Origin of the sequence: Ottowia flava (assembly GCF_008017535.1) — a bacterium.
GTDB classification, from domain to species: domain Bacteria; phylum Pseudomonadota; class Gammaproteobacteria; order Burkholderiales; family Burkholderiaceae_C; genus Ottowia; species Ottowia flava.
The window spans coordinates 39,741-65,515 of the sequence record NZ_VRUA01000007.1; the positions used below are offsets into that span (position 1 = coordinate 39,741).

Consider the following 25,775-nt stretch of genomic DNA (forward strand, 5'->3'; position numbering starts at 1 on the left):
TGCCTCAATCGCTATTGAATAGGTAGCTGCCTGCGCAGATGGCTGTAGGGCCAACGGCCGATTTAACTCTTATTCCAAAAACCCCAACACCACCCGCCGCGAGTTCGCGCTTTTCTTCTCGATCTTGGTCACGGCCATGGCGCCGATGTCGGCGGTGTTGGCCACGTGCGTGCCGCCGCAGGGTTGCAGGTCGATCAGCGCGCCGCCGTGCAAGCCGATACGGATGGTGCGCACCACGCCGCTGCCGCGCGGCGGTTGCACGCTCATGCTCTTGATCAGTTCGGGCTGGGCGTCCAGCTCGGCGTCGGTGATGCTGCCGACGACGACCGGCAGCGCGTCGGCCACCAGCCGCGCCAGGCCGTCGGTCAGCTGCTGCTTGTCCAGCGGCTCGGTCATGTGGAAGTCGATGCGCGCGTAGTCTGGCGTGATGGAGCAGCCGTTGACCGGCACGCCGACCAAGTGGCACAGCAGGTGCGACGCGGTGTGAAAGCGCATCAGCCGCTGGCGCCGCGCGGCATCGATGCGCGCGGTAACGGTGTCACCCTGCTTCAATTGGGATAGCTGCTCGCGCTGACCGGGTGCGGCCTGGTGGGTGATTCGACCTGTCACCTGGCCGTCGGCGTCCTTCTCCTTGCGCGTGTCGGCGATGGCGATCTGCGTGCCGCCTGCCAGCACCAGCCACCCGGCGTCGCCAGCCTGACCCCCGCCCAGCGGGTAGAACACCGTGCGGTCCAGCACGACCACGCCCTGCGCTTCATCGACGGCCAGCACGCGGGCGCTGCATTCGTTGAGGGTTGCGTCGGCGCGAAACAATTCTTCGGTCATGCAAACCATGATAGTGGGCGAGCGCAAGTGCGCATTAACATCGCGCCATGCCCGACAAACTGCCCCCGCTGCCGCCGCGGTCACGCCAGTGGTCCGATCTGGTGACGACCGACTTCGCCACGCTCGATCAGGCGCGCGCCATCGCGGTGCTGCCGCTGGGCGCGACCGAGCAGCACGGCCCGCACCTGCCGCTGTCGGTGGATGCCAACCTGGCGCACAGCATGGTGCAGGCGGCCACGCACCACCTGCCGCCCAGCCTGCCGGTGCTGTTCCTGCCGGTGCAGCGCATCGGCTACAGCCCCGAACACACGGCTTTTCCCGGCACCCTGAGCCTGAAGGCCGAGACGGTGATCCGCCTATGGACCGACATCGCCGAAAGCGTGGCGGCCAGTGGCGTGAACAAGCTGGTGCTGTTCAATACGCACGGCGGCAACGTCGGCCTGCTCGACGTGGTGGCGCGCGACCTGCGCATGCGCCTGGGCATGCTGGTGTACGGGGTGAGCTGGTTCAACCTGCCGCTGATGGATGGCGACGGCGTCGACGTGATGGCGCGCTTTTCCGCCGAGGAGCAGCGCTTTGGCGTGCACGGCGGCGAGGTCGAGACGGCGATGATGCTGGCGCTCAAGCCGCGCCTGGTGCGCACGTCGAAGGCGCAGGCGTTCGCGTCCAGCTCGCAGACGCGCGCGCAGAATTTCGCGATCCTGGGCAACGGCCGCAGCGCCAAACTGGCCTGGGCCGCGCAGGACCTCAACGCAGAAGGCGCCACCGGCAACGCCGCGGCCGCCAAGGTGGATGACGGTCTGGCCCTGATTGAGGCGGCAGGGCGCTCTCTGGCCCAGCTGCTGGAAGAAATCGACCGTTTGCCGCCCGACACGCTGCGCGGGATGGCTTGATTCGAAGCTGCGCCTCGGCACGCCCCGCGCTTTCAATTTGCTAGCTGCTTGCGCTTGTCTGGCAAGCGCTGCAGCTGCATTTCTTTTCCAAGACTTAGAATCCGAGGTTTCCCCAGCACTTGCACCGATTCACCGCCATGCTCCAGCTCCTGTCGCGCCGCCAGTTCACCGCCCGCCTTGCCGCCACCCTCGCCGCACCTGCCGGCATGGGCGCCGCCTGGGCCGCGCCGGACGAGCGGGCGATCCGCATCATCGTGGGCTTTCCGCCGGGCGGCGGCTCGGACGCGATTGCGCGTCTGCTTGCTGAAAAGCTCAAGGACGAGCTGAAGCGCCCGGTGCTGGTGGACAACCGTCCCGGCGCCGGTGGCCAGCTGGCGGCCCAGCTGCTGAAGGCCGCGCCCGCCGACGGCACAACGGTGTTCCTGTCGCACGACCACACCATCTCGATCCTGCCGCAGGTGGTGGCGCGCCCGGGCTTTCAGCCGCACACCGACTTCGTCGCGCTGGGCGGCTTTGCCACCTTCGTCAATGGCCTGGCGGTGTCGCCCGGCACGCCGGTCAAGTCGATCCCCGAGTACGTGGCGTGGGTCAAGGGCCAAGGCGGCAAGAGTTCCGTGGGCATTCCCGCGCCGGCCTCGACGCCTGAGTTTCTGGTGCAGCTGCTGGCCAGGAAATACGGGCTGGACCTGGTGCCGGTGCCCTACAAGGGCAGCGCCCCGATGATCGGCGACATGCTGGGCAACCAGATTCCGGCCGGCATCGGCTCGGTGCAGGACTTCATCGAATACCAGCGCACCGGGCGGCTGCGCACCATCGCGGTGCTGGGTGCCAAGCGCCAGGCCGCCATACCGGACGTGCCCACGCTGAGCGAGCTGGGCTTCAAGGGGCTGGAAGACACGCCGTTCTACGGCATCTGGGCGCCCAAGGGCACGCCGGCGGATTTCATTAACGCCTTCACGCACGCGCTGGACAAGGTCGTGGCCCTGCCCGACGTGCACAAGCAGCTGACCGAGCTGGGGCTGACTGTGGGCTACATGACGCCGCGGCAGCTCGATACGCGCGAGCGCGCGTACACGCAGGTGTGGTCGAAGATCATCCGGGACAGCGGGTTCAAGCCGCAGTAGAAGGGCACCCCCCTGAGCCGCTGACGCGGCTTCCCCCCTCTCTCTTCGGGAGGGGGGACAACGCCGGTCGCCGCCGCAGGTGCGGCGACGGCGTTCGCTGGGTTGGCCTGCTCCGCGGCCGTGCGATCTCGGGTGGCGCAGGACGGATCGGGCTGAACCAGCCACCGCTGGATACTGCACTCCGCGACGTTTTCGCAAGATGGTGCGCGTTGAACCGCGGACTTCATGCGGTGCGCGCACCGCACTGTCAAACGGTCACGCGTACGTCACCCAATCCTCATACTCGGGCCCATTCAGGTGCGGCAGCGTGTTGTAGGTCAGCAGCTGATGGCGCTTGGGGTTGAACAGGAATTCGGTGATGGCCGTGTTGCGGATGCGCAGGTTCAGCTCGATGCTGGCGATTGTGGGCGCGCCCAGGACGTGGCCGACGGCGGTGGCGATGGGGCCGCCGCTGCTGACGATCAGCACCTGGCCGTCACCGCCGTGCAGGCCGCGCACATGGTCCAGCGCGCCGACCACGCCGGCCAGAAAGTCGGCGTAGCTCGGCATGCCGACGGGTTGGATGCGCCCGTCCATCCAGGCCTGCAGGCCTTCGCGCAACAGGCGGAAATGCTGGCGGTACCGCTCGGGCGTGTCGGGCTTGGGCAAGGGCTCGGGATGGATGGCGGCGATGACGGCGTGGCTGTCGTACTCGTTCAGCCCCGGCCATTCGGTGCGCGCCGTATCCAGCCCGGCGCCGGCGGCGATGCCATCCCAGGTCTGGCGCTGGCGGCGCAGTGTGCCGGTGAGCACCGCGTTCAGCCGCAACCCGTCACCGTGCCGCGCGCGCAGGTACTCGCCCAGCCGCACGCTCTGGCGCTGCCCCAGATCGCTCAGCTGGTCGTAGTCGGCGGCGCCAAAGCTGGCCTGCCCGTGGCGCACGAGGTAGAGGGTTCCCATGCGCGCATTGTGTGGGTGCGGTCGCGGCGCAGGCGCCGCGTGGGCGACACCGGGTGGGGTTCCGCACGCAGCTGGAGACGTCTCTTTATTCGCCGCGCTTCAAGCAAAAACTAGCCAAAAGCTACACCACAGCTGCGCAGGCAGCTATTCTTTCTGAAGCATTTCGACCATCAGTGGTGCGTCCACGTTGCCGCCGGTCAGGGCCACGCCCACGTTCAGGCCGCGCAGCGCGTCGCGCTCCTGCCACGCCGCGGCGAAGGCGGCGGCGCCCGCGCCTTCGGCCACGTTGTGGGTGTCGACGTAAATGGCGTGCACGGCCTGGGCAACTTCGTCGTCGGTGACTTGCACCACGTGGTCCAGCCCTTCGGCCAGCGCCTGAAGCGCGCCAGCGTCGGCGCGGCGCACGGCCATGCCGTCGGCCAGGCGGGTGGTGACGGCGGCTTCGACCACCTCGCCCGCGGCCAGCGAATCGGCGTAGGTGGTGGCGTGCGCGCTGACCACGCCGACGATGCGTGCGCGGTGCCCGAGCGCGTTACGCGCGGCGATGGCCGACACCGCGCCGGAGCCCAGGCCGATCGGCACGTAAACAACATCCAGCTGCGGCACGGCGCGCAGGAATTCCCACCAGTACGTGGCCACGCCGCGCAGCAGGTCGGCGTGGAAGCTGGGCACCATTTGGGCGCCGCGCTCGGCCGCGAGCTGGCGCGCGAATTCGGCGCTGGCGGTGAAGTCGTCGCCGTGCTCGATCAGTTCGACCCCGAGCGCGCGCATGGCGGCGTTCTTTTCGACCGAGTTGCCGCGCGGCACGACGATGGTGCAGGCCACGCCGTGGGCGCGCGCCGCCCAGCCGATGCTTTGGCCGTGGTTGCCACGCGTGGCGCTGACCACGGCGCGCGGCAGCGCGCCCTGCGCCGCCATCTGCGCGAAGTAGGTCAGGCCGCCGCGGATCTTGAAGGCGCCAACCGGCGTGTGGTTCTCGTGCTTGACCCAGCAGTCGGTGCCCAGGCGTTCGGACAGCAGGGCCCAGCGGTACTGCGGCGTGGCCGGGAAGTCGCGGTAGACGACGTCGGCGGCGGCTTCGATCTCGGCCAGCGTGGGCAGGTGCACGGCCGGTGTCGCGGTGTGGGAGGCGGTGGCGGTGTTCATGAGGGACGTTTTTCGGTCAACAAGCGCAGGGCCAGCGCGGCGAGCACGGTGCCCATGAACCAGCGCTGCGCGGCGATCCAGCGCGGGCTGCGGTTCAGAAAGCGCGACACACCGCCCGCGCCCAGCACCAGCAGGGCGTTGACGCCGCCGCTGATGCCGATCTGCAGCGCGCCCAACACCAGGCATTGCAGCAGCCAGTGGCCGCGCTCGGGGTGCAGAAACTGCGGGAAGAAGGACAGGTAGAACATGGCCACCTTGGGGTTCAGCAGGTTGGTCATGAAGCCCATGGCGAACAGCTTGCGCGGGCCGTCGTGCGGCAGCGCGCGGGTCTGGAACGGGGCGCTGCCGCCGGGGCGGACGGCCTGCCAGGCCATCCACAACAGGTACAGCGCACCGGCGATGCGGATCGCGTCAAACGCCATCGGCACGGCCAGCAGCAAGGCCGTGAGGCCGAGCGACGCCGCCAGCAGATGCACGACGAACGCCAGCACCACGCCGGCCAGCGAGGTCAGCCCCGCGCGCGGCCCCTGCGTCAGGCTGCGCGACACGCAGTAAATCATGTTGGGGCCGGGCGTCAGCACCAGCACCAGCGCGGCCAGCGCGAACAGCAGCAGTTCCTGCGGCGAGAACACCGTCATGGCGGCGACGGCGACAAGGAGGAGGAAGACAGCGTGACCAGCCCGCGCGGCGTGCGCAGCGTGGCGCGCAACTCGGCCACCGGCGCGGCGTCGACCCGCAGGCGTGCGTCCTTCAACGGCGCGGCCAGGCCGGCGGCGCGCAGCGCGGCTTCAAGTGCCGGTGCTTGCGGGTGGGCGAGCGCCAGTTGCTGCAATTGCACGCCACTGTCGGGCATCGTGGCAGCAGGGTGCGCCGCGCCCCATTCGATCAGCGTGGGCAGGCAACCATCCAGCAGGCGCTGGCCGTCGTCCCGCACGGTGATCTGCCAGCGCAACTCGCCTGCGGGCGTCATGCGGGTGGCGGCGCGCACTGGCCCACGGTCCAGGCCGAGCGCGGCCAGTTGCGCGCTGGCGGCGGCCACGCCGGGCACGCGCGCAACCCAGTGGATCAGCCGTGGGCCGCTCTGGCGCACCTGCGCCTGCAGCGCCGCATCGTCCATGTCAAACCAGCGTTTTGTGCCTCCAGCCCTAGAGCTATCAGCGCGGGCAGCTTCTGGACTGATAGCAATGATCTCCAGGTAGCAGCAGGCAAAGCCCGGCCCGCTCAAGGCCAACAAGCGGTTGTGCGTGCCGAACATCGGGTGCTCGCCACCCGGGCCGGGCGTGACGCCCAGCGTGGCTTCGGCCCAGGCCACGCCCTGGTCCAGCGTGTCGGCCAGGATCACCAGATGGTCGACGGCGGCGTGGTCGAAGCCGTCGCCTTCGGACGGCGCGGTGCTCACAGCGTGACCTCGCCGCGGACCACGCCGACGCAGTCGCCACCGACCCAGACCTGGCCGTCGCCGGCCTGCGCGATGTGCACCCGCCCGGCGCGGCCCAGCGCCGTGCCTTGCGCCGCGACGTACTGCGCGGGCAGGTCGCCGGTGCCGATCAGCCACTGCGCCAGGCTGGCGTTCAGGCTGCCGGTGACGGGGTCTTCGTTCACCCCGATCGGGGCGGCAAAGGCCCGCACCTCGATCGCGGGCGCGTCTGCCGCGGCGCCGAAGGCACGCGCCTCGCGGTTTGAACGCGATATCAATTGTGTAGCGCCTTGCGCTTGATGGACGCCCGCTACACCCACTTTTTGCCCTAAATCGGCGAGCACCGAGTGCTGGGGCTCCAGCGCCAGCACGGCATCGGCGTCGTGCAGCAGCAAGCCGAGCCACACCGGCCCGTTGTCCAGCAGCTGCGCCTTGGCGATCTGCGCCGCCTTCAGCCCCAGCGCGGCAGCCACCTGCGCCAGCACGGCGGGGCTGGGTGCGCTCATGGCAACGGGCGGCGCGGCGAAGGCCAGGCGTTCACCCCCGCCCACAGCCTCGCGCCGGATCGGCACCAGGCCTTTGGCGCACTGCTGCACGATGACGTCGGCGCGCTTCGGCTGCCCGCCCGCCGCCAGCCAGGCGTGGCACGAACCCAGCGTGGGGTGACCGGCGAACGGCAGCTCGCCCCCCGGCGTGAAGATGCGCAGCTGGTAGTCGGCCTGCGCGTCGGTCGGCGGCAGTACGAAGGTGGTTTCGGACAGGTTGGTCCAGCGCGCAAAGTGCTGCATGGCCGCGTCATCCAGGCCGGTGCCGTCCAGCACCACGGCGACCGGGTTGCCGTAGCCGGGCGCGGCGGTGAAGACGTCGATTTGCTGGAAGGGGCGGTTGCGCATGGCAGGTCAAGGAATGACAAGAGGATCAGGATCAGGGCGTGGGCGACGCAAAGCCGTCCTGGTCGCCCCGGTAGACGAAATGCAGCTTGTTGCCGTCCGGATCGCGCAGGTAGGCGCCGTAGTAGCCGGCGCCGTAGCGTGCGCGTTCGCCGGGCGCCCCCTCGTCTTGGCCGCCAGCGCGCAGACCGTTGTCGTACGCGCGGTGCACTGCAGCAGCCGACGGGGCCAGAAAAGCCACCATGCTCCCGTTGCCTGCGCTGGCAAGCTGGCCGTCGAAGGGCTCGTAAACGTAAAAGCGCGGCAGCGCGCTGCCGGGCTGAACCCAGCAGGCCGCCGCTGGGCCGCCGTCGGGCGCCACGGCGCGACGACACAGGCCGATCGGTGCCAGCACCGCGTCGTAGAACGCGGCGGCGCGCTCGAGGTCGCGGGTGCCGACGCTCACATGACTGAACATGGCATGCGCCGGGTCAGCGCCCCGCACCACGCACCACCTTCGCCAGCGCCGCCATGCCGCGGTCGATCTGCTCGGGCGTGGAAGTGACGAAGGACAGGCGCAGCGTGCGCGGGTCGGCGTTTTCAGCGTAGAAGGGCGCACCGGGGACGAAGGCCATGCCGGCGTCCACCGCGGCGGGGAGCAGGTCCTTGGCGATCAGGCCTTCGGGCAGACGCACCCAGATGAACATGCCGCCCACCGGGCGCGTCCATTCAGCGCCGGTGTCGCCCAGCTCGCGCTGCAGCGCGGCCAGCATGGCGTCGCGCTGCTGGTGGTAGCGGTCGCGGATGGTGGGCACATGGCGGTCCAGGAAGCCATCCTTGATGACCTCGGCGACCACGCGCTGGTTGAAGCCGGGGGTGTGCAGGTCGGCCGCCTGCTTGGCCTGCAGCAGCTTGGGGTACAGCTCGGGCGGGGCGATGACGTAGCCCAGGCGCAGGCCGGGCGCCAGGATCTTGCTGAACGAGCCCAGGTACAGCACGCCTTCGGGCCAGCGCGCCAGCAGGGGCGCGGGCGGCTGCGACTCAAACCACAGTTCGCCGTACGGGTTGTCTTCGACGATGGGCAGGCCGAATTCGCGGCAGACGGCGATCACGTCGTTGCGGCGCGCTTCGTCCATGGTCCGGCCGGTGGGGTTCTGGAAGTTGGGCAGCAGGTAGATGAAGCGCGGGCGCTCACCTTTTTCTAGCGCCTTGCGCAGAGCGGGCGCGGACACACCGCCAAAATCGCTTTCAACGCTTTCGATGCTCGGCTGCATGGGCGTGAAGGCCTGCAGCGCGCCCAGGTAGGTGGGCGACTCGACCAGCATGCGGCTGCCTTTGTCGAGCAGCACCTTGGCGATCAGATCCAGGCCCTGCTGGCTGCCGGTGGTGATCAGCACCTGGTCGGGCGAAATGTGCGCGCCCTGCTTGGCCATTTGGGCGGCGACCCATTGGCGCAGCTCTGGCAGGCCTTCGCTGGACGCGTACTGCAGCGAGGCGCGCGCGACGTTCAGGTCTTCGCCCAGCACGGCGGCGCAGGCGGCGTGCATGGCCTCGACGGGAAAGGTCTCGGGCGAAGGCAGGCCACCGGCGAAGTTGAGGATGCCGGGGCGCTCAGTCACCTTCAGGATTTCGCGGATGGCGGAGGGGTTCATGGCGTGGGCGCGCTCGGCCAGTTGCCAGGGGGAAAGCGTTTCGCGGGTGTTCATCTGGAAGTTCCTTGTCAATCTCTCGGTCAGTCAACCACAAACAACAGGGCGCCCTGGGGCGCGCGCGAGCGGTGCGGCTCGGCACCGTCGGCCACCTGGTAGCTCCTGCGGGGGCGCAGCACGAACTGGCGCCCATCCTTCAATTCGGTGTGCAGCTCGCCCGCCAGACAGTACAGGATGTGGCCCTTTTCGCACCAGTGGTCGGACACGTAGCCGGGCGTGTATTCGACCATGCGCACGCGCACGTCGCCCTGCTGCTGGGTGCGCCAGAAGGCCTGCCCGGCTTCGGCCGAATGTTCGACGCGCTCGACGGTCGGCCAGTCGGTGACGTTGAAGGGAATGTCGGTCATTTTCATGCGTTCGGCTCGGGTTCAGCGCAGCTTGCGGCTCAAGAACACCGTGGCGACCACCGCCAGCGCGAAGGCGATCGACAGAAGATCGGGCCGCTCGCCCAGCAGCGGCCAGGCGAACAGCATGGCAAGGAACGGCTGCAGCAGCTGCGTCTGGCTGACGCGCAGCGCGCCGCCCCAATCCAGACCGCGGTACCAAGCGAAAAAGCCGGCCCACATCGACACCGAGCCGACGTAGACGAAGCCTGCCCAGGCGGACGGCCGGATGTCGGCCGCGTTGGCCGGCCACAGCCACCACGCCAGCGGCAGTGTGACCGGCAGCGCGCCCAGGCAGACCCAGCAGATGACCTGCTCGGCGCCCAGCTCGGGCGTGACCTTGGCGCCGTAAACGTAGCCGACCGATGCCGCCACCATGGCGCCGACCAGCAGCAGGTCGGCCGGCTCGAAGCCAAAGCCGCCGTGCCCACCCGCGCGCAGCCACGCGAACAGCACGACCAGACCGCTGCCCAGCACGGCGCAGACCCAGAAGGCCGGGCGCGCGCGCTGGTGCAGCACCCACGCGGCGACCATCGCCGTCGTCAACGGGAGCAGCGCAGTGATCACGGCGGCGTGCGTGGCCGTCACGCTGCGCAGCGCCCAGGCCAACAGCAAGGGAAAGCCCACCGCGTTGCCCAGCATCGACATCGACAGCATGCGCCATTGCCGCGCCGTCGGCCAAGGTGAGCGCACCACCAGCAGGAATAACGCCGACAGCAGGCCCGCCATGGCGGCGCGGCCGAAGGTGACGAAGGCGGGCGCCAGTTGGGGGTCGTCCACCGTGCCGGTGGCCAGGCGCGTCGCAGGCAGGGTGACGGCAAAGCAGGCCGTGCCCAGCACGCCCAGCCAGAAGCCGGCCAGGCGGCGCGCGTCGTCGTGGGGAGAAACGGTGGCGGTGCTCATCGCAGCGCCGTCCAGGCCATCCAGCCTGCCGTTATGACCAGGGCCAGGGCCATCAGTCGGTTGAACCAGAGCAAGCGGCTGCCCTGCGCCAGCCAGTCGCGCAGCAGCGAGCCGACCATGGCGTAGGTGAAGTTGCTGGCAAAGCCGAAGACGACCATCACGGGCACGACCAGCAAGAGGCGGCCCCCTGCATCGGGGCGACCAGCGATCCACCCGGCCACCACCGACAGGGCCAGCATCCAGGCCTTGATGTTCAGAAACTGCAGCAGCACGCCCTGCCAGAAGGTGACGTCGAGCTTGCGTTCATCCGCTTGCGACAGCGTGCCGCTGCGCGCCAGCTTGGAGGCCAGCCACAGCATGTAGCCCAGGCCCACCGTCAGCACGGCCCAACGCAGCGCCGGCACAGCGACGATCAGCGCGCCCACGCCCAGCGCACAGGCCAAGAACAGCAGCCCCCAACCCACCGGCACCGCGCAGACGAAGCGCATCGCGCCGCGCAGGCCCCGGTTGGCGGCGATGGCGGTGGACAAGGTGGTGTTCGGCCCGGGCGTGAAGCTGGCGGCGGTGGCCATCAGCAGCAGGGCGGTGAATTCCGTCAGGGGCATGGTGGCACTCTAGCGCCGAACAGCCATACACTACCAATACAGTTAACCGAATCAGATCAAGAACTGTATGGTTTCGGAGCACCCGATCGACCCGGCGCCCATGCTGCAGCGCGCCGCCACGCAAACGCTGACGGAGCAGCTGGCAGCGCGCTTTGCCATGCGCATCCGCGACCGGCTGATGGCGCCCGGCAGCCGCCTGCCCAGCGTGCGCCAGTGCGCCGCGCTGCACGCGGTCAGCCCGTCCACCGTGGTGGCCGCTTACGACCACCTGCTGGCGCAAGGCCTGGTCGAAGCGCGGCGCAACCGCGGCTTCTACGTGCGCGACTGGGCAAAGAAACTGCATCCAGCCGGCGCTGGATCTGCGCAAGCAGATTCTCTTTCCATAGCATCCACCGACCCGGCGGAAGCGCGCCGGTTGAACGCGCCCATCAGCGCGGCCACGCTGATGCGCGGCATGTTCCACAGCGGCGGCAGCGACCGGCCGCAGCCCGGCATGGGCGTGTTGCCGCCCGAATGGCTGGACAACGACTTCATGGCCGCGGCGCTGCAGCGCGTCAGCAGCGGCCACGGCTTGCGCGACGCCACCGTGCGCTACGGCGACCCGCAGGGCGACCCGGCGCTGCGCCGCGCGCTGGCCGACCGCCTGGCCGAGCAAGGCATCGCCGCCGTGCCGGCGCAGATCGTCACCACCGTGGGTGCCACGCAGGCGCTGGACATTGTCAGCCGCACGCTGCTCAAGCCTGGCGACACGGTGATGGTGGAAGAGCCTGGTTGGTCGGTGGAGTTCGCCCGCCTCTCGGCCTTGGGCATGCGCCTGCTGCCGGTCCCACGCGGCCCCGACGGGCCCGACCTGGCGGTGATGGCCCGCTATTGCGAAGCCCACGCCGGCACGCGCGACGCGCCGCGCCTGTTCGTCAGCGTCAGCGTGCTGCACAACCCGACCGGCTACAGCCTGAGCCCGGCCAGCGCGCACCAGCTGCTGAAGCTGGCGCAGCGGCACGACTTTTACGTGGTGGAAGACGACACCTACCACCACCTGGTGCCCGACCACGCCACGCGCGTGTCGCAGCTGGACGGACTGCAGCGCACCATTTATGTCAGCGGCTTCGCCAAGATCCTGGCGCCGGCGTGGCGCATCGGCTTTTTGGCGGCCCCGCCGGCCCTGGTGGAGCCGCTGCTGGACACCAAGCTGCTGACCACACTGACCACGCCCGCGCTGCTGGAGCGTGCGCTGGCCCAGTGCATCGAAAGCGAGCAGCTGCAGCACCACGCCGAGCGGGTGCGCACGCGCCTGGCGCTGGCGCGCGCGCGCAGTGTGCACCACGCGCGCGCCGCCGGCTGCCGCTTCGTCACCGACCCGGCCGGTCTGTTCGGCTGGGTCGACACCGGCGTGGACACGGACGCGTTGGCGCTGCGCCTGCTGGACGTCGGTTACCTGCTGGCGCCGGGCGCGCTGTTCCACGCCACGCGCGCCCCCAGCACGCTGATGCGCATCAACTTCGCGTCGGCGCAGGACGGCGAGTTCTGGCGCCAGTTTCAGCAAGCACGTGACGCGATGGCGAAAAGCGCATGAGCGGCTCCGTCCTGGCGCTGGTGCTGCTCGGCGCCCTGCTGCACGCGGGCTGGAATTCGGCCATCAAGGCCGGCGCCGACAAGGCCGTCGAGATGGCGCTGATGCGGGTGGCCGGGCTGGTGCTGGCCCTGCCGGTGCTGGCCTGGACCGGTTGGCCCAACTCAGCTGCCTGGCCATGGCTTTTGTTGTCGGGCACGATTCACTTCGCGTACTACTGGCTGCTGGCCACGGCGTACGAACGCGGTCACCTGAGCGTGGTCTATCCCGTGATGCGCGGCGTGGCGCCGGTGCTGGTGGCGCTGCTGGGCTGGACCTGGCTGGGTGAAGCGTTTTCACCCTGGGCCGCAGCCGGCGTGGCGGCCGTGGCCGGCGGCGTGCTGTGGCTGGGTCTGATCGGGCGCGCACCGGCTTCGTCCGGCACGCACGGGAGCGGTGTCGGCTGGGCGCTGTTGAACGCTGGCGTCATCGCCGCCTACACGCTGGCCGACGCGCAAGGCGTGCGCGCCAGCGGCAACGCGCTCGCCTACGTGATGAGCCTGGCGCTGCTGGAAGCGCTGCCGTTTTCGCTGTGGGTGCTGTGGCGGCGCCGCGGCCAGGGTCCGGACTTGCGCGCCATGGCCCGGCAGCGCTGGCCGTGGGCGCTCGGCGGCGCGGCGGCCTCACTGGCGAGCTACGGCATTGCGCTGTGGGCGATGACCCAAGCGCCTGTCCCGCTGGTGGCGGCCGCGCGCGAAACATCGGTCCTGTTCGCCGTGCTGATCGGCGGCTGGTTCCTACGCGAACCGATCGGCCCGCGGACTTGGCTCGCGGCGGTGTGCGTGCTGCTGGGCCTGGGGCTGCTGCGCTTGGCGCACTGAGCGCTGGCCGCAGCCCGTCGCACGGTAAGTCAGGCCGCGTCGGGCACCACCGCCGTCACTTCGATCTCCACCTTGGCCCGATCTTCCATCAGCGCCGCGACCTGCACGCACGTCATGGCGGGGAAGTGGCGGCCGATGACGTCGCGGTAGACCGGGCCCAGCTCCTTCAGGCGGGCGTTGTATTCCACGCGGTCGATCACGTACCAGGTCATGCGAACCATGTGCTCGGGCCCGGCGCCACCGGCCTTGAGCACGGCCACCACGTTCTGCAGCGTCTGACGGCACTGCTCGATGAAGTCGTCGGTCTCGAACTGTTGCTGGGCGTTCCAGCCGATCTGGCCACCGACGTAGATCTGCGTGCCGCGCGCGGCAACGCCGTTGGCGTAGCCCTTCGGCGCGGTCCAGCCTTCGGGTTGGAGGGATTGGTTCATGCGTTCTGCCTCAGCTTGAAGCGCTGCAGCTTGCCGGTTTCGGTGCGCGGCAGCGCGGTGACGAACTCCACTTCACGTGGGTACTTGTATGGGGCGATGGTCTGCTTGACGTAGTCCTGCAGCGCCTTGGCCATGGCGGCGTCGCCGTGGTGGCCGGGTTTGAGCACGACCACCGCCTTGATGATCATGCCGCGCTCGTCGTCGGGTTTGCCGACCACGCCGCACTCGGCCACGGCTGGGTGCGCCATCAGGCAATCCTCGACCTCGGGGCCGCCAACGTTGTAGCCCGACGTGATGATCATGTCGTCGTCGCGCGCCTGGTAATGGAAATAGCCATCCTCGTCCTGCGTGAAGGCGTCGCCCGGGCGGTTCCAGCCATGCTGCACATAGGTGGTCTGGCGCTCGTCCTGCATGTAGCGGCAACCGGTCGGGCCGATCACGGCCAGCTTGCCGATCTGCCCGCGCGGCAGCTCGGCGCCGTCCTCGCCCACCACCTTGGCCAGATAGCCGGGCACCACCTTTCCGATGGCGCCGCGCCTGACCTCGGCACCGGCAGACGAGATGAAGATGTGGAACATCTCGGTGGCGCCGATGCCGTCCAGCATCTCGATGCCGCTGGCTTCCTTCCACAGCTGGCGCGTGGCGTCGGGCAGGGCTTCACCCGCGCTGGCGCAGATGCGCAGGCTGGGGATGCCGATGGCCTTGGCGTGCGGCGCCAGCTGGCGGTAGAAGGTGGGCGAGGTGTAGCAGATGGTGACGCCGTGCTCGCCCATCTGGCGCACCATGGTTTCGGGGTTGTACGGCACGTCGGGGTAGTAGATGCTGGCGCCCGCCCACATCGGGAACAGCAGCAGCCCTCCCAAGCCAAAGGTGAAGGCCAGGGGCGGCGAGCCGGTGACGATGTCGTCCGGCGTGGCCTTGAGCACATGGCGCGGCCACGCCTCACACGCGGCCAGCACATCGCGGTGGCTGTGTACCGCCGCCTTGGGGCTGCCGGTGGTGCCGCTGGTGAAGGCCAGCAACGCGATGTCGTCCGCGGCGGTGGGGCAAGCGCTGAATTCGGCCGGCTGGCTGGCGACCAGCGCGCCCAGGTCCTGGTCGTCGCCCGGCGCGTTGAACTTCAGCACGTGGCGCAGGGTGTCCGGGTGCTGCTTTTGCGCGGCCAGCAGTTCGTCCAACAGCTTGGCGTCGCAGATCGCCGCCACCGGCTCGCCCTTAGCGATGACCTTGGCCAGTTCTGGCGCGCGCAGCAGCGGCATGGTGGCCACGGCGATCAGGCCGGCCTTGACCACGGCCAGCCACGCCAGCGCCATGCCGATCGAGTTGCCCCCGCGCAGCAGCACGCGGTTGCCCGGCACCAGCTTCAATTCGTTCACGAGGTAGTGCGCGATGCGGTCGACCCGCTCGCGCGCCTGGGCGTAGGTGAAAGTGACCTGGGGCGAACGCAGCATCGGCCGGTCGGCCCAGCCCTTGTCTGCCGCGTCATCCAGCAGGCGCTGCACCAGGTTGACCTGGTCGGGAATCTGCAGCTCGGGCAGGTCGTAGCGAAACTCAGGCCACTGCGCTCGCGGCGGCAGGCGGTCGTGCACGAAGCGGTCGGTCTGGGCGCTGGGCGTGGTCATGTCAACTCCGAAGCGGTCAATCGCGTGGACGCGTGGCGGTGCAATGGGCGAGCGGTACGCGGCCGGGTTCAGCAAGCGCCGACGCCGGACCCGCGCCGGCGTCTGGCGCTGTCCCCCCTTGGGGGGAAGACGCGCAGCGGCTCAGGGGGGTCATGTCAGACTCGCTTTGCCGATGATCAGCTGCTGCACTTCGGTCGCGCCTTCGTAAATGCGCAGCGAGCGGATGTCGCGGTACAGCGATTCGACCTTGGTGCCCACCTGCACACCCAGGCCACCGTGCATCTGCAGCGCCATGTCGATCACGCGCTGCGCGTTTTCGGTGGCGGTCATCTTGGCCATGGCGGCGGCCACGCTGCGCTCCTTCATGGTGCCGTGGCCGGTGTCGCGCATCCAGGCGGCGCGGTAGGTCAGCAGCGCGCCGGCGTCGATCAGCGCGGCCATCTCGCCCAGCTTGGCCTGCGTCAACTGAAAGTCGGCCAGCGTCTGGCCGAACATCTTGCGTTGGCGCGCGTGGTCGATCGCCTCGGCCAGCGCGCGGCGCGCCATGCCCAGCGCGGCGCCGGCGACGCTGGCGCGGAAGATGTCCAGCGTCTGCATCGCCAGCTTGAAGCCGCCGTTGACCTCGCCCAGTGGCGCGTCGCCCGACACCTGGCAGTCCGTCAGGCGCAGCGTGGCCAGCGGGTGCGGCGCCATCACGTGGATGTGGGCGCTGTCGTCCAGGCCCGGCGCGCCCTTGTCGACGATGAAGGCGGTGATACCGCGCGCGCCGGCCTGCGGGTCGGTCTTGGCGAACACGCAGTAGAAATCGGCGATGCCGCCGTTGCTGATCCAGGTCTTGGTGCCGTTCAGGCGCCAGAGCGAAGAATTTGAATGATTCTGGCCTGCAGGCCTACTGTCATCTGCGCAAGCAGCTACCGTTTGCATAGCAGCCACATCGGACCCTGCGTCCGGCTCCGACAACGCAAAGGCCGCGATCTTCTGCCCGCTGGCCACCGCCGGCAGGTACGCGGCCTGCTGCGCCGGCGTGCCGCCGAGCGAGATGGCGCCGCTGCCCAGGCCCTGCATGGCGAAGGCGAAATCGGCCAAGGGCGAATAGAAGGCCAACGTCTCGCGCAGCACCACCAGCGCGCGCGAATCAAGCTGCGCAAGCGCCCCGCCGTGCGCCGCCGCCACGCCATAGCGCAACCAACCGCCGTCGCCCAGGCGCTTGACCCAGTCGCGGCAGGCGGCGCGGTCGTCGGCTTCATCCACGCGCTGCGCATTGGCCCAGTCGGGCAGGCGCGCGGCGATGTCGCGGTGGGCCGCGTCAAAAAACGGCAACGCAAGATGCGCGCTGGACGGCACCAGGGCCGTGGCTTGCATGACGCCGGCGCTCATCAATCGCCCCCGAACACCGGCTTTTGCTTGGCCACGAAGGCTTCGTAGGCGCGGCGGAAATCCTGCGTCTGCATGCAGATGGCCTGAGCCTGCGCTTCGGCCTCGATCGCCTGGTCGATGGTCATCGCCCATTCCTGGCTCAGCATGGTCTTGGTCATGCCGTGCGCAAAGGTCGGGCCGGCGGCCAGCTCGCGCGCCATGGCCTGGGCTTTTTCGACCAGCTCGCCGGGCGCGTGCAGCGCATTAAAGAAGCCCCAAGCCAGGCCTTCGCTGGCCGTCATGGCGCGTCCCGTGAACAGCAGCTCGCTGGCGCGGCCCTGGCCGATCACCCGCGGCAGCAGCGCGCAGGCGCCCATGTCGGCGCCGGCCAGGCCCACGCGGGTGAACAGGAAGGCGGTCTTCGTGCCTTCGGTGCCGTAGCGGATGTCGCAAGCCAGCGCCATCATGGCGCCGGCGCCGGCGCAGATCCCGTCGATGGCGCCAATGATGGGCTGCGGGCAGTTGCGCATGGCCTTGACCAGGTCGCCCGTCATGCGGGTGAACTCCAGCAGCTCGGGCATGGTCATCTTGGTCAGTGGGCCAATGATGTCGTGCACGTCACCGCCGGACGAGAAATTGCCGCCCGCGCCGGTGACCACGATGGTCTTGACGTCGGTGGCGTAGCGCAGGCCGTTGAACAGGTCGCGCATCTCGCCGTAGCTGTCGAAGGTCAGCGGGTTCTTGCGCTCCGGCCGGTTGAGCATGACGGTGCCGACGCCATCTTCGCTGCACGACCAGCTGAAGTGCTGGGCCTTGTACGGTGCGCGCGCGTCGAACTGCGGGCGCATGGGGTTGCTGCTGCCGATGTAGTGTTTCATGCGGTTTCCTGAAAGTGTTCCTTGACCTTGCCGAGCAGCTGGTGCATGGCATCGATGTCCTGCGGTGACAGCGCGGCGAAGGCGTGGACGATCCACTCTTCGTGCGCCTGCGCCATGGCGCTGAACTGGCGCCGACCCTTGGGTGTCAGGCGCACGCGGTAGGCGCGCCGGTCGCCTTCGACCACCAGGCGCTCCACCAGGCCTTCGCCTTCCAGCTGGTCGGTGATCCCGGTCACGTTGCCGCCCGTCACCATCATGCGGCGCGACAGCTCGTTCATGCGCAGCCCCTCGGGTGCACGCTCCAGTTGGGCCATCAGGTCGAAGCGCGGCAGCGAGGTATCGAACTGGTCGCGCAGATCGCTGCGGATCTGCTTTTCGATCAGCTGGGTGCAGGTCAGCAGGCGCAGCCAGAGGCGCAGCTCCTCCGGGTGTTCTGAATGGGCGCGGGCTTCCAGGTCCATGTCAGGCCACCACACGCCGCGCTTCGGCCTTGAAGTCGTTCAGCTCCTTGTCGGCCGCGTCGGCGATCGCCTTGTGGCGGGCCAGCTCGCGGTACATCTGGTCGCGCCCGCTCAGGTAGGGCTGCGGCCAGTGGATGGCCTGCGACTGCAGCTTGGCGGTTTCATGCAGCGTCCAGGCCGGGTCCGCCAGGTGCGGGCGGCCGACGGCGCACAGGTCGGCACGGCCGGCGGCGATGATGCTGTTGGCGTGGTCGGCCTCGGAAATCGCCCCTACAGCCATGGTGGCGATGCCGGCTTCGTTGCGGATCCGGTCGGCAAACGGCGTCTGGTACATGCGGCCATAGACCGGGCGCGCATCGCGCGTGGTCTGACCCGATGACACGTCGATGACGTCGCAGCCGGCGGCTTTGAACAGGCGCGCGATTTCCAGCGCGTCGGCCGGCGTGTTGCCGCCGGGCGCCCAATCGTGCGCGGAGATGCGCACGCTCATCGGCTTGTCGGCGGGCCACGCGGCGCGCATGGCGCGGAAGACTTCCAGCGGGTAGCGGCAGCGGTTCTCCAGCGAGCCACCGTACTCGTCGGTGCGCTGGTTGGTCAACGGACTGATGAAAGACGCCAGCAGGTAGCCGTGCGCGCAGTGCAGTTCGAGCCAGTCGAAGCCGGCCGCATCCGCACGGCGCGTGGCGGCCACGAAGGCGTCGCGCAGCGCATCCATTTCGGCGCGGGAAAGTTCGGCCGGCACCTGGTTCTGCTCACCGTACGGCACCGCGCTGGCAGCGGCCAGCGGCCAGTTGCCGCTGGGCAGGGGCTCGTCCATTTCTTGCCAGCCCAATTGGGTCGAGCCCTTGGGCCCGCTGTGGCCCAGCTGCAGGCCGATCTTGGCGTCGCTCTGCGCGTGCACGAAGTCGACGATGCGCTTGAACGCGGCTTGTTGCGCGTCGTTCTCGAGCGCCGGGCAGCCGGGGGTGATGCGGCCGTCGTAGCCCAGCGCCATGGTGGGCGAAGTCATCTCCACCATCACCATGGCCGCGCCGCCGACGGCGCGCGCGCCCAGGTGCACCATGTGCCAGTCGCCCACGACGCCGTCGACCGACTTGTACTGGGCCATGGGCGAGACGACGATGCGGTTCTTGAGCGTGAGGCCGCGCACCGTGAACGGCGTGAGCATCGGCGGCGGCGGGTGGCTAACGGCGTCTACCGTCAAGCCATCGCGCTCGGCAATCCAGCGTTCGTAGCCTTCCAGCCACCCGGCATCGCGCAGGCGCAGGTTCTCGTGGCTGATGCGCTGGCTGCGTGTCAGCATGCTGTACATGAATTGCGGCGGCTCCATGGTGTTGCAGTAGCGTTCGCCACACACTTCAAACCATTCCATGGCGTTCCAGGCGGCGTTTTGCAGCTTCAGCGCCTCGACGCTGCGCAGCGCCTGGTAGCGCGTGAGCACTTCGCCGATGTGTGCCGGCGCGTCGCCCATTTCCTTGAAAAGGCGGGTGAGTTCGATGGCGTCTTCGATCGCCAGCTTGGTGCCCGAGCCGATGGCGAAGTGCGCTGTGTGCACCGCGTCGCCCATCAGCACGACGTGGCTGCCGTGGTCGTTGCGCAGCCACCATTGGTCGCACTTGACGCGCGTGAAGTTGAGCCAGGCCGAGCCGCGCAGGTGGCGCGCGTTGGTCATCAGCTGGGCGCCCTGCAGGTTGTTGGCGAAAAGCTTTTCGCAGAAGGCGATGGATTCGTCCTGCGTGGCCTTGTCCAGACCGTGGGCCAGCCAGACATGCTCCGGGCATTCGACGATGAAGGTGGTGGTGTTCTCGTCGAACTTGTAGATGTGGGCCTGAAACCAGCCGTGCTCGGTCTGCTCGAACAGGAAGGTGAAGGCGTCGTACAGCTTGTGCGTGCCCAGCCAGATGTAACGGTTGGGGCGAACCACCAACTCGGGCTTGAACACGTCCTGGTGCAGGGTCCGGATCTTGGAGTTGATGCCGTCGCTGGCAATGATCAGGTCGGCATCGGGGTACTGCGCGTCCGAATCCGCGTCGGTCTCGAACACCAGCTTGACGCCCAACTGCTCGCAACGCGCCTGCAAGATATTGAGCAGCTTCTTGCGGCCGATGCCGACAAAGCCGTGGCCACCTGAGCGGATCACTTCGCCCTTGAAGTGCAGCTCGATGTCGTCCCAGTGGTTGAACGCCTGCTCGATCTCGGCCGCGGTCACCGGATCCCAGGCGCGCATGTTGTCCATGGTGGCGTCCGAAAAGACCACCCCCCAGCCGAACGTGTCGTAGGGCTTGTTGCGCTCGACGACGGTGATGTCGTGCGCGGGGTTGTGCTGCTTCATCAGCAGTGCGAAGTACAGGCCGGCGGGCCCACCGCCGATGCAGACAATGTTCATGATTGGATATTTTAGATATGAACGATTCGCTGTCAACCGTGTTTTTACGAGGCGCCGCAAGCGCCGTTTCCAGCGAAAAGAAGCCGCTGGCCCGCTTCATGCCTCCTAGGCAAGCGCAGCGAGCGCGGCTCGACGGATTGGACAGCGCGGGGGCGCGCCGTCCATGATGGCCTGCCTACTTCAGCAGGACGAACTTGCCGTTCTTGACAGTGATCAGTTCGCGACCACGCTGGTCAAAACCGCTGTGGTCCTGCGGCGTCATGTTGTAGACGCCCTGCGTGGCCACCAGCTCCCTAGTCTGCTCAAGCGCGTCTCGCAGTGCCGATCGAAACTCTTTCGTCCCGGGCTTGCCAGCTTTGGCGGCGAGCGGAATGGCGCGCTGCAGCAACAAGCCCGCGTCGTACACGTTGGCGCCAAACGTGGCAGGCTTATTGCCGTTCAGCTTCTCATAGGCCGCAATGTAGTCGGACGCCATTTTCTTAGACGGGTTGCTGTCGGCGATTTCTGGCAGCACCAGCATCAAGCTGGCTGCGAGGATCGTGCCCTCGACCTTCTTGCCACCCAGCTTCAGGAAATCCGGTAGCGCAGCACCATGGGTCTGGTACACCTTGCCGGCGTAGCCTTGATCAGCCATGGTGATCTGCGGCAGCACCGATGGTCCGCCGGGTGCTGCAATCAAGACGGCGTCTGGCTTGGCACCTACCAGCTTCAAACCTTGCCCGGTCACCGACGTGTCCGAGCGCTGGAAGCGCTCGTTCGCCACGATCCGAATGTTGTGCTTGGCGACGAGGCCGCTGACGACCTTGTACCAGTTCTCGCCGTAGGGGTCTGACAAGCCGATGAAGCCCAACGTCTTGACGCCAGTCTTGACCATGTGGTCCACCAGCGCCTCGGCAATGATGTCGTCGTTCTGCGTGGTCTTGAAGACCCACTTCTTCTTGTCGTCCATGGGCAGCACAACGGCAGCGGTGCCCACCGGCGCCAGCAGCGGCACACCGGCATCGGCAATGAACTGGATGACGCCCATGGCATTCGGCGAACCCGATGGGCCGATGATCGCGTCCACGTTGTTTTCGGCGATCAACTTGCGCACCGAAGTCACGGACGTGGTTGGATCACTGGCATCGTCGAGCGCGATGTATTCGACGCTCAAGCCATCGATCTGCTTGGGCAGCAACGGAACGGTGTTCTTCTGCGGAATGCCCACGAGGGCCGTCGGACCGGTGGCAGACGATACGACGCCCACCTTGACCTGGGCCGACGCGACTGAAGCCAGGCCAAGAGCCATGGCCACGGTGGCCATGGAACGAATTCGATGCGCTAACTTCATGGGATGCTCCTTCGGTGCAAGTCAGGGGTTGGGGAAATCCGTTGGCCTTCAGATCGTGAGCGAACCCACACTGGAGCCGCCGCAAACGAACAAGGTCTGGCCGGTAATGAATCCGTTGTCAGGATCGATGAAAAAGTCCACTGCGCGCGCGACGTCCGCCGGTTCGCCCAGGCGCTTGACCGGCAGCGCCGCAGCGAGCGCACGTTCGCGCTCGCTGCCGGCTTCAACCACGTCGTAGAACATGTCGGTGCGGATTGGGCCCGGTGCGACCACGTTGACCGTGATGCCTTCCGGCGCCAGCTCCAGCGCCCAGGTGCGGGCCATGCCCAGCATGCCGGACTTGGTCGCCGAATACGCGGTGCGTGTCGCCAAGCCCTGGGCGGCCCTTGACGACAGCAACACGATTCGCCCGAACCGCTGTGCTCGCATGGCGGGCAACGCCGCCTGCACGAGTTGGATCGCGCACGCCAGGTGCAAATTGACCAGTGCATCGACGTCCGCCAACTGGACTTCCGGCAGCAATGCGGCGCGGATCACACCGGCGTTGTGAACAACGGTGGTGACATCACCCCGTTGGGCGATGGCGCTGGCCGCTGCGGTGGTGGCCGCGCGATCGCTCAGGTCGACCTGCATGTGGATCAAGCGCGGATGCACCAGCTCGCCTGCACGCCGCGCCATCGAGATGACCTCATAGCCGTCCCGCAGCAGGTGTTCGCAGATCGTTCTGCCAATGCCTGCGCTGCCACCCGTGACCACTGCAACCTTGGAAGGTTCGTCCATAGGGTTGTTCCTTTGCTCCAGTCTGCGGCAAGCTCAGGACGAAGCCATGACCATGGCCAGCACGCGCAAGGGACTGCCGCTGCCATGGCGAATCTTGAGCGGAGGACAGATCAGCACGGCACCGACCGGCGGCAGAAGGTGAAGATTGGTCAGGCACTGCAGGCCATACTTGCCCGCACCGTGCATGTAGTAGTGGCAGGGATACGGTGGCCGCAGGTGATAGCCTTGGCCCGCGTCGGTGCCGATGGCCTCTGAACCGAAGCCCAGCACATCACGCTCTTCCACCAGAAACCGCACCGCTTCGGTGCTGGGGCCTGGCGTGTGTTGACCCGTTTCATCGAAGTTCTGGTAAGCGACGGGATCACTTCGCTGTGACCAATCGGTGCGCATCAGCACCCACGCACCCCGGGGAATGCGCCCGTGCAGCGCCTCGAAGTCAAGAATGTCTTGCACGCTGAGGAGATAGTCCGGATCCTCATTTGCCTGCTGGCTGCAGTCGATGACGCAAGCCGGCGCCACGAAATGCTCCGGCGGAATGGTGTCGACCGAATTGTTGGGCAGATCGCGCCCGGAAATCCAGTGGATCGGCGCGTCGAAATGCGTTCCCGTGTGCTCTCCGCAAGAGAAATTGTTCCAGTACCAGCCCGGGCCGCGATCGTCATAGCGTGAAACCTCCTCGATCCGAAACGGCCAGCATTGACCCATTTCCGGCGGGAGTGCGATTTGCGGAAACTCGGGCGTGAGCGCTTGGGTAAGGTCGACCACACGCAATTGGCCCGCGGCCAGTGCACCAACCAATGCGGTCAACGGACACGTCGTCAAAGCTTCCATCGTTCAACCTCCGCTCAAAGAGAGCTCGCGCTCGAGCACCTTGGGATTGCTCCGCCAACGCTCCAACCACTCTTGCGCCACGTCGCCGGGGTACACGTCCTCCACCCCGTCACGCAGCGCCGAGACGACCGCCTTGGCCAGCGCCTCGGGCGCCAGTTTGGGCGGTGGCATCTGCTGATTCCACTCGTCGTCAACAGGACCAGGAAAAACGTTGACGACACGGATGCCTGCCGGTCGCATCTCCGCGCGCAGACACTGCGCCAATGAGAAGGCCGCTGCCTTCGACGCCGAGAACGTCCCATGTGCCGGAAAGTTGGACAGTGCGTAGATGGACAGCAGGTTGACCCAGGCCGTCGCATGGGCGGCTCCGTCCGCGGAGCGTCCTTTCAGCGCCGGGCCGAACTCTTGAGCCAGGCGCAGCAGCCCCAGGTAGTTCACCTCCATCTCGGCCCTGGCCACATCGGTGCCACGCCGCGCCGAGATGCCAAAGCTCCGATGCACTTCGGCGTTATTGATGACGATATCCACCTTGCCACCGATCTCGCCCGCAAGCTCCGCTACCGAGCGACCGTCGGTCACATCCAGCGGTACCCAGCTGACCTGAGGCAATGCCGTCAACTCGTCGCTGCTCGGCATCTTCTTCCAGGCTTCGGCGCGGCCGACCCATACCAGTTCGGCCCCCGCCTTGACAAGCGCGCGCACCAGCGCCTGGCCAACCGGCGTCTTTCCATCGGTCACGAGCACCTTGCGGTGATGGGGGTCGGATGTCATCTCGCGCAGCATGCGGTCGTCTGCCATGTGTGCCTCGTCATGTTCAGGAAATGCGATCAGAACCGCCTGGCCCGATCGGTCCAGACGCGCCCCCAGGCGAACCGCGCACGGCGCATGGCCAACCGCGGCATGCAAATGCACCATCAGACTCGGCCCGGCTTCAAGCTGAACCATGCCAAGGCGCCACGGGAGTCGCTCGCGGAAGTACAGGTCGTTGCTGTGGTGCAGCGTGGTATCGGCCAACAGGCGACCTCGACCAGCCTGTTCGCGCCAAGGCAGTCGCGACGACAGGCACCGATAACAAGCCTCGCGCGGCGGGTACTGCACCGCACTACAGTCTGCGCAGGTTTGCAGCACGAAGCGCCCTTCGGCCGCCGCCGCGGTCAGCGCCAGGGCGACACGACCACGGGCGCTTGGTGGTAGGTTGATCTGGGGCGTACGCAGCACCGGGTTCTTGCGCGGCGGACGCATCAAGGGCATGGTCATTCGGCTGCCTCCAGAATGGCCGCGCCCGTGCACAAGCAACGGTCGTAAGTCACCATGCCGAAGCCGCAGACCATGCCGAGGCGGGCATCCGGCACGCTGCGCGCCCCGGCTTCTCCCGTCAGCTGACGGATGGCCTCGACCATGCCGATGAAGCCGCCCGCAGCGCCGGCCTGTCCGACCGAAAGCTGTCCACCACTGGTGTTGTTGGGAAAGTCGCCGTCCCAGGTCAGGGTACGTTCACGCACGAATGCCGGTCCTTCGCCTTTTTCACAGAACCCCAGGTCTTCGAAGTGCATCATCACGACGACCGGATAGTCGTCGTAGGTCTGGATGAAATCCACGTCGCCGGGTTGGGCGGCCGCCATGGCGTACAGGTCGTCCCGGTCCATGCGCCAGCCGCCACGGACCATGATCGGGTCATCGGCATAGGCGTTGTGTCGCTCGATGGCGCCGCGCACCTGAACGAAGCGCAAACCCAAGTCGCGTGCGCGCGATTCACTCATCACCAGGAACGCGTCAGCGCCCGCGCAGGGCATGACGCAGTCAAAAAGATGGAGAGGATCGGAGACTGCCTTGGCCCCCATGTACTCGTCCAGTGTCAGCGCCTTCTTGAACAGTGCATTGGGGTTGCGCAAAGCGTTGGTCCGCTGACTGACAGCGATGCGCCCAAAGTCCTCGCGCACGGCCCCGTAGGTCCGCATGTAGTTCGCCGTGATCATTGCGAACACCGAGTTGGGGCCACCCGCCCCATACGGGTACGTCGCATCGCGCGCGAAGTGGCTGAAGCCCCCGAGCGTCTGTCGAAAGGAGTCCACGTGATTGGTGTCGGCTGCCACGCAGGCCACGACATTCGCGTCCCCAGCCTGCACAGCGCGTGCCGCACGGCGCAAGGCCATCACACCAGAAGCTCCGCCTGTAGGAATGTGATCCAGCCACCGCGTGCTCAGGCCGAGGTGCTGTGTCACACCCACCGCGGTGTCGGGCCCCAGCGAAAAGCTGCTCACTGTTAGCCCGTCGATCTGACGCTGGTCGATACCGCTGGCTTCGACCAGCTGACGCAAGGCTTGACCCAGGAACCAATGCGCCCCTTCTGTGGCATAGCGGCGGTAAGGCACCGTCACTGGCACCGCAACAGCCACACCTTCGTAGCCCTGGCGTCGGAATGCTGCCATGGAATTGCGCCTCTCAGCCCGCTGAGAT

26 protein-coding genes are annotated in these 25,775 nt (G+C 67.8%); 4 read left to right on the forward strand and 22 right to left on the reverse strand.

Translation table 11 applies throughout. The features are described 5' to 3' along the window. Window positions 1–69: 69 nt before the first annotated feature. A complete protein-coding gene (locus FVQ98_RS09135) occupies window positions 70–825 on the reverse strand; it encodes an alanyl-tRNA editing protein (protein WP_147913127.1) in 756 nt (251 codons plus the stop codon). Between the two features lie 47 nt (window positions 826–872). On the opposite strand from FVQ98_RS09135, the gene FVQ98_RS09140 reads away from it, so the two are divergent. Continuing rightward, complete coding sequence (locus FVQ98_RS09140) at window positions 873–1,718, forward strand: creatininase family protein (RefSeq protein WP_147913128.1); 846 nt, start codon at window positions 873–875, stop codon at window positions 1,716–1,718. A gap of 137 nt (window positions 1,719–1,855) precedes the next feature. Beyond that, a complete protein-coding gene (locus FVQ98_RS09145; RefSeq protein ID WP_147913129.1) occupies window positions 1,856–2,842 on the forward strand; it encodes a Bug family tripartite tricarboxylate transporter substrate binding protein in 987 nt (328 codons plus the stop codon). Window positions 2,843–3,097: 255 nt separating this feature from the next. On the opposite strand, the gene FVQ98_RS09150 is transcribed toward FVQ98_RS09145, so the two are convergent. From FVQ98_RS09150 to FVQ98_RS09195, 10 genes are all read right to left on the reverse strand, one after another. Continuing rightward, a complete protein-coding gene (locus FVQ98_RS09150) occupies window positions 3,098–3,781 on the reverse strand; it encodes a histidine phosphatase family protein (RefSeq protein WP_147913130.1) in 684 nt (227 codons plus the stop codon). A gap of 144 nt (window positions 3,782–3,925) precedes the next feature. Next, window positions 3,926–4,927, reverse strand: coding sequence for a threonine dehydratase (locus FVQ98_RS09155; RefSeq protein WP_147913131.1), 1,002 nt, complete (start codon window positions 4,925–4,927; stop codon window positions 3,926–3,928). Further along, complete coding sequence (locus tag FVQ98_RS09160) at window positions 4,924–5,565, reverse strand: LysE family translocator (RefSeq protein WP_147913132.1); 642 nt, start codon at window positions 5,563–5,565, stop codon at window positions 4,924–4,926. Before FVQ98_RS09160 ends, FVQ98_RS09155 begins: the two co-directional genes overlap by 4 nt. Further along, window positions 5,562–6,326: a VOC family protein gene (locus tag FVQ98_RS09165; protein ID WP_255507712.1), complete on the reverse strand. Its 765-nt coding sequence runs from the start codon at window positions 6,324–6,326 to the stop codon at window positions 5,562–5,564. Before FVQ98_RS09165 ends, FVQ98_RS09160 begins: the two co-directional genes overlap by 4 nt. Beyond that, window positions 6,323–7,237, reverse strand: a complete 915-nt coding sequence (locus FVQ98_RS09170) for a PhzF family phenazine biosynthesis protein (protein WP_147913133.1) — start codon at window positions 7,235–7,237, stop codon at window positions 6,323–6,325. The genes FVQ98_RS09165 and FVQ98_RS09170 overlap by 4 nt, the downstream gene beginning before the upstream one ends. Before the next feature lie 31 nt (window positions 7,238–7,268). Beyond that, entirely contained in the window at window positions 7,269–7,691 is a 423-nt protein-coding gene (locus FVQ98_RS09175; RefSeq protein ID WP_147913134.1) for a VOC family protein, read from the reverse strand. A gap of 13 nt (window positions 7,692–7,704) precedes the next feature. After that, the gene (locus tag FVQ98_RS09180; RefSeq protein ID WP_147913135.1) at window positions 7,705–8,919 is read right to left on the reverse strand and encodes an aminotransferase-like domain-containing protein; all 1,215 of its coding nucleotides are present in this window, start codon (window positions 8,917–8,919) and stop codon (window positions 7,705–7,707) included. A 26-nt stretch (window positions 8,920–8,945) separates the two neighbouring features. After that, the gene (locus FVQ98_RS09185) at window positions 8,946–9,275 is read right to left on the reverse strand and encodes a DHCW motif cupin fold protein (protein ID WP_147913136.1); all 330 of its coding nucleotides are present in this window, start codon (window positions 9,273–9,275) and stop codon (window positions 8,946–8,948) included. 15 nt (window positions 9,276–9,290) lie between these two features. Further along, the gene (locus FVQ98_RS09190) at window positions 9,291–10,208 is read right to left on the reverse strand and encodes a DMT family transporter (protein WP_147913137.1); all 918 of its coding nucleotides are present in this window, start codon (window positions 10,206–10,208) and stop codon (window positions 9,291–9,293) included. Beyond that, complete coding sequence (locus FVQ98_RS09195) at window positions 10,205–10,813, reverse strand: LysE family translocator (protein ID WP_147913138.1); 609 nt, start codon at window positions 10,811–10,813, stop codon at window positions 10,205–10,207. Before FVQ98_RS09195 ends, FVQ98_RS09190 begins: the two co-directional genes overlap by 4 nt. 100 nt (window positions 10,814–10,913) lie before the next feature. Between FVQ98_RS09195 and FVQ98_RS09200 the strand changes: the two genes are divergently transcribed. Continuing rightward, a complete protein-coding gene (locus FVQ98_RS09200) occupies window positions 10,914–12,386 on the forward strand; it encodes an aminotransferase-like domain-containing protein (protein ID WP_147913243.1) in 1,473 nt (490 codons plus the stop codon). Beyond that, a complete protein-coding gene (locus FVQ98_RS09205) occupies window positions 12,383–13,243 on the forward strand; it encodes a DMT family transporter (protein WP_147913139.1) in 861 nt (286 codons plus the stop codon). Before FVQ98_RS09200 ends, FVQ98_RS09205 begins: the two co-directional genes overlap by 4 nt. A 29-nt stretch (window positions 13,244–13,272) precedes the next feature. On the opposite strand, the gene FVQ98_RS09210 is transcribed toward FVQ98_RS09205, so the two are convergent. From FVQ98_RS09210 to FVQ98_RS09260, 11 genes are all read right to left on the reverse strand, one after another. Next, on the reverse strand, window positions 13,273–13,674 hold the full coding sequence (locus FVQ98_RS09210; RefSeq protein ID WP_147913140.1) for a RidA family protein: 402 nt from the start codon (window positions 13,672–13,674) through the stop codon (window positions 13,273–13,275). Beyond that, window positions 13,671–15,296: an AMP-binding protein gene (locus tag FVQ98_RS09215; RefSeq protein WP_147913141.1), complete on the reverse strand. Its 1,626-nt coding sequence runs from the start codon at window positions 15,294–15,296 to the stop codon at window positions 13,671–13,673. Before FVQ98_RS09215 ends, FVQ98_RS09210 begins: the two co-directional genes overlap by 4 nt. Before the next feature lie 150 nt (window positions 15,297–15,446). Next, window positions 15,447–16,658 (reverse strand): acyl-CoA dehydrogenase family protein, encoded by a 1,212-nt coding sequence (locus FVQ98_RS09220; RefSeq protein ID WP_147913142.1) that lies wholly within the window; start codon window positions 16,656–16,658, stop codon window positions 15,447–15,449. 14 nt (window positions 16,659–16,672) lie between these two features. After that, window positions 16,673–17,530 carry an enoyl-CoA hydratase family protein gene (locus tag FVQ98_RS09225; RefSeq protein ID WP_147913143.1) on the reverse strand — a complete coding sequence of 286 codons (858 nt, stop codon included), beginning with the start codon at window positions 17,528–17,530 and terminating at the stop codon, window positions 16,673–16,675. Continuing rightward, the gene (locus tag FVQ98_RS09230) at window positions 17,527–17,991 is read right to left on the reverse strand and encodes a MarR family winged helix-turn-helix transcriptional regulator (protein ID WP_147913144.1); all 465 of its coding nucleotides are present in this window, start codon (window positions 17,989–17,991) and stop codon (window positions 17,527–17,529) included. Before FVQ98_RS09230 ends, FVQ98_RS09225 begins: the two co-directional genes overlap by 4 nt. 1 nt (window position 17,992) lies before the next feature. Continuing rightward, entirely contained in the window at window positions 17,993–20,377 is a 2,385-nt protein-coding gene (locus FVQ98_RS09235) for a bifunctional salicylyl-CoA 5-hydroxylase/oxidoreductase (RefSeq protein ID WP_147913145.1), read from the reverse strand. Window positions 20,378–20,552: 175 nt separating this feature from the next. Further along, window positions 20,553–21,680 (reverse strand): ABC transporter substrate-binding protein, encoded by a 1,128-nt coding sequence (locus tag FVQ98_RS09240; protein WP_147913244.1) that lies wholly within the window; start codon window positions 21,678–21,680, stop codon window positions 20,553–20,555. Window positions 21,681–21,755: 75 nt separating this feature from the next. Further along, complete coding sequence (locus FVQ98_RS09245) at window positions 21,756–22,487, reverse strand: SDR family NAD(P)-dependent oxidoreductase (protein WP_147913146.1); 732 nt, start codon at window positions 22,485–22,487, stop codon at window positions 21,756–21,758. Window positions 22,488–22,520: 33 nt separating this feature from the next. Then, on the reverse strand, window positions 22,521–23,318 hold the full coding sequence (locus FVQ98_RS09250) for a cyclase family protein (RefSeq protein WP_147913147.1): 798 nt from the start codon (window positions 23,316–23,318) through the stop codon (window positions 22,521–22,523). Between the two features lie 3 nt (window positions 23,319–23,321). Beyond that, the gene (locus FVQ98_RS09255) at window positions 23,322–24,575 is read right to left on the reverse strand and encodes an SDR family NAD(P)-dependent oxidoreductase (protein ID WP_147913148.1); all 1,254 of its coding nucleotides are present in this window, start codon (window positions 24,573–24,575) and stop codon (window positions 23,322–23,324) included. Further along, window positions 24,572–25,747, reverse strand: coding sequence for a thiolase family protein (locus FVQ98_RS09260; RefSeq protein WP_147913149.1), 1,176 nt, complete (start codon window positions 25,745–25,747; stop codon window positions 24,572–24,574). The genes FVQ98_RS09255 and FVQ98_RS09260 overlap by 4 nt, the downstream gene beginning before the upstream one ends. Window positions 25,748–25,775 lie beyond the last annotated feature (28 nt).

What these genes read in the sequence shown, in the direction of transcription:
- FVQ98_RS09135 (WP_147913127.1), bottom strand. Translation starts at nt 825, where the DNA reads ATGACCGAAGAATTGTTTCGCGCCGACGCAACCCTCAACGAATGCAGC.
- FVQ98_RS09140 (WP_147913128.1), top strand. Translation starts at nt 873, where the DNA reads ATGCCCGACAAACTGCCCCCGCTGCCGCCGCGGTCACGCCAGTGGTCC.
- FVQ98_RS09145 (WP_147913129.1), top strand. Translation starts at nt 1,856, where the DNA reads ATGCTCCAGCTCCTGTCGCGCCGCCAGTTCACCGCCCGCCTTGCCGCC.
- FVQ98_RS09150 (WP_147913130.1), bottom strand. Translation starts at nt 3,781, where the DNA reads ATGGGAACCCTCTACCTCGTGCGCCACGGGCAGGCCAGCTTTGGCGCC.
- FVQ98_RS09155 (WP_147913131.1), bottom strand. Translation starts at nt 4,927, where the DNA reads ATGAACACCGCCACCGCCTCCCACACCGCGACACCGGCCGTGCACCTG.
- FVQ98_RS09160 (WP_147913132.1), bottom strand. Translation starts at nt 5,565, where the DNA reads ATGACGGTGTTCTCGCCGCAGGAACTGCTGCTGTTCGCGCTGGCCGCG.
- FVQ98_RS09170 (WP_147913133.1), bottom strand. Translation starts at nt 7,237, where the DNA reads ATGCGCAACCGCCCCTTCCAGCAAATCGACGTCTTCACCGCCGCGCCC.
- FVQ98_RS09175 (WP_147913134.1), bottom strand. Translation starts at nt 7,691, where the DNA reads ATGTTCAGTCATGTGAGCGTCGGCACCCGCGACCTCGAGCGCGCCGCC.
- FVQ98_RS09180 (WP_147913135.1), bottom strand. Translation starts at nt 8,919, where the DNA reads ATGAACACCCGCGAAACGCTTTCCCCCTGGCAACTGGCCGAGCGCGCC.
- FVQ98_RS09185 (WP_147913136.1), bottom strand. Translation starts at nt 9,275, where the DNA reads ATGAAAATGACCGACATTCCCTTCAACGTCACCGACTGGCCGACCGTC.
- FVQ98_RS09190 (WP_147913137.1), bottom strand. Translation starts at nt 10,208, where the DNA reads ATGAGCACCGCCACCGTTTCTCCCCACGACGACGCGCGCCGCCTGGCC.
- FVQ98_RS09195 (WP_147913138.1), bottom strand. Translation starts at nt 10,813, where the DNA reads ATGCCCCTGACGGAATTCACCGCCCTGCTGCTGATGGCCACCGCCGCC.
- FVQ98_RS09200 (WP_147913243.1), top strand. Translation starts at nt 10,914, where the DNA reads ATGCTGCAGCGCGCCGCCACGCAAACGCTGACGGAGCAGCTGGCAGCG.
- FVQ98_RS09205 (WP_147913139.1), top strand. Translation starts at nt 12,383, where the DNA reads ATGAGCGGCTCCGTCCTGGCGCTGGTGCTGCTCGGCGCCCTGCTGCAC.
- FVQ98_RS09210 (WP_147913140.1), bottom strand. Translation starts at nt 13,674, where the DNA reads ATGAACCAATCCCTCCAACCCGAAGGCTGGACCGCGCCGAAGGGCTAC.
- FVQ98_RS09215 (WP_147913141.1), bottom strand. Translation starts at nt 15,296, where the DNA reads ATGACCACGCCCAGCGCCCAGACCGACCGCTTCGTGCACGACCGCCTG.
- FVQ98_RS09220 (WP_147913142.1), bottom strand. Translation starts at nt 16,658, where the DNA reads ATGCAAGCCACGGCCCTGGTGCCGTCCAGCGCGCATCTTGCGTTGCCG.
- FVQ98_RS09225 (WP_147913143.1), bottom strand. Translation starts at nt 17,530, where the DNA reads ATGAAACACTACATCGGCAGCAGCAACCCCATGCGCCCGCAGTTCGAC.
- FVQ98_RS09230 (WP_147913144.1), bottom strand. Translation starts at nt 17,991, where the DNA reads ATGGACCTGGAAGCCCGCGCCCATTCAGAACACCCGGAGGAGCTGCGC.
- FVQ98_RS09235 (WP_147913145.1), bottom strand. Translation starts at nt 20,377, where the DNA reads ATGAACATTGTCTGCATCGGCGGTGGGCCCGCCGGCCTGTACTTCGCA.
- FVQ98_RS09240 (WP_147913244.1), bottom strand. Translation starts at nt 21,680, where the DNA reads ATGGCCACCGTGGCCATGGCTCTTGGCCTGGCTTCAGTCGCGTCGGCC.
- FVQ98_RS09245 (WP_147913146.1), bottom strand. Translation starts at nt 22,487, where the DNA reads ATGGACGAACCTTCCAAGGTTGCAGTGGTCACGGGTGGCAGCGCAGGC.
- FVQ98_RS09250 (WP_147913147.1), bottom strand. Translation starts at nt 23,318, where the DNA reads ATGGAAGCTTTGACGACGTGTCCGTTGACCGCATTGGTTGGTGCACTG.
- FVQ98_RS09255 (WP_147913148.1), bottom strand. Translation starts at nt 24,575, where the DNA reads ATGACCATGCCCTTGATGCGTCCGCCGCGCAAGAACCCGGTGCTGCGT.
- FVQ98_RS09260 (WP_147913149.1), bottom strand. Translation starts at nt 25,747, where the DNA reads ATGGCAGCATTCCGACGCCAGGGCTACGAAGGTGTGGCTGTTGCGGTG.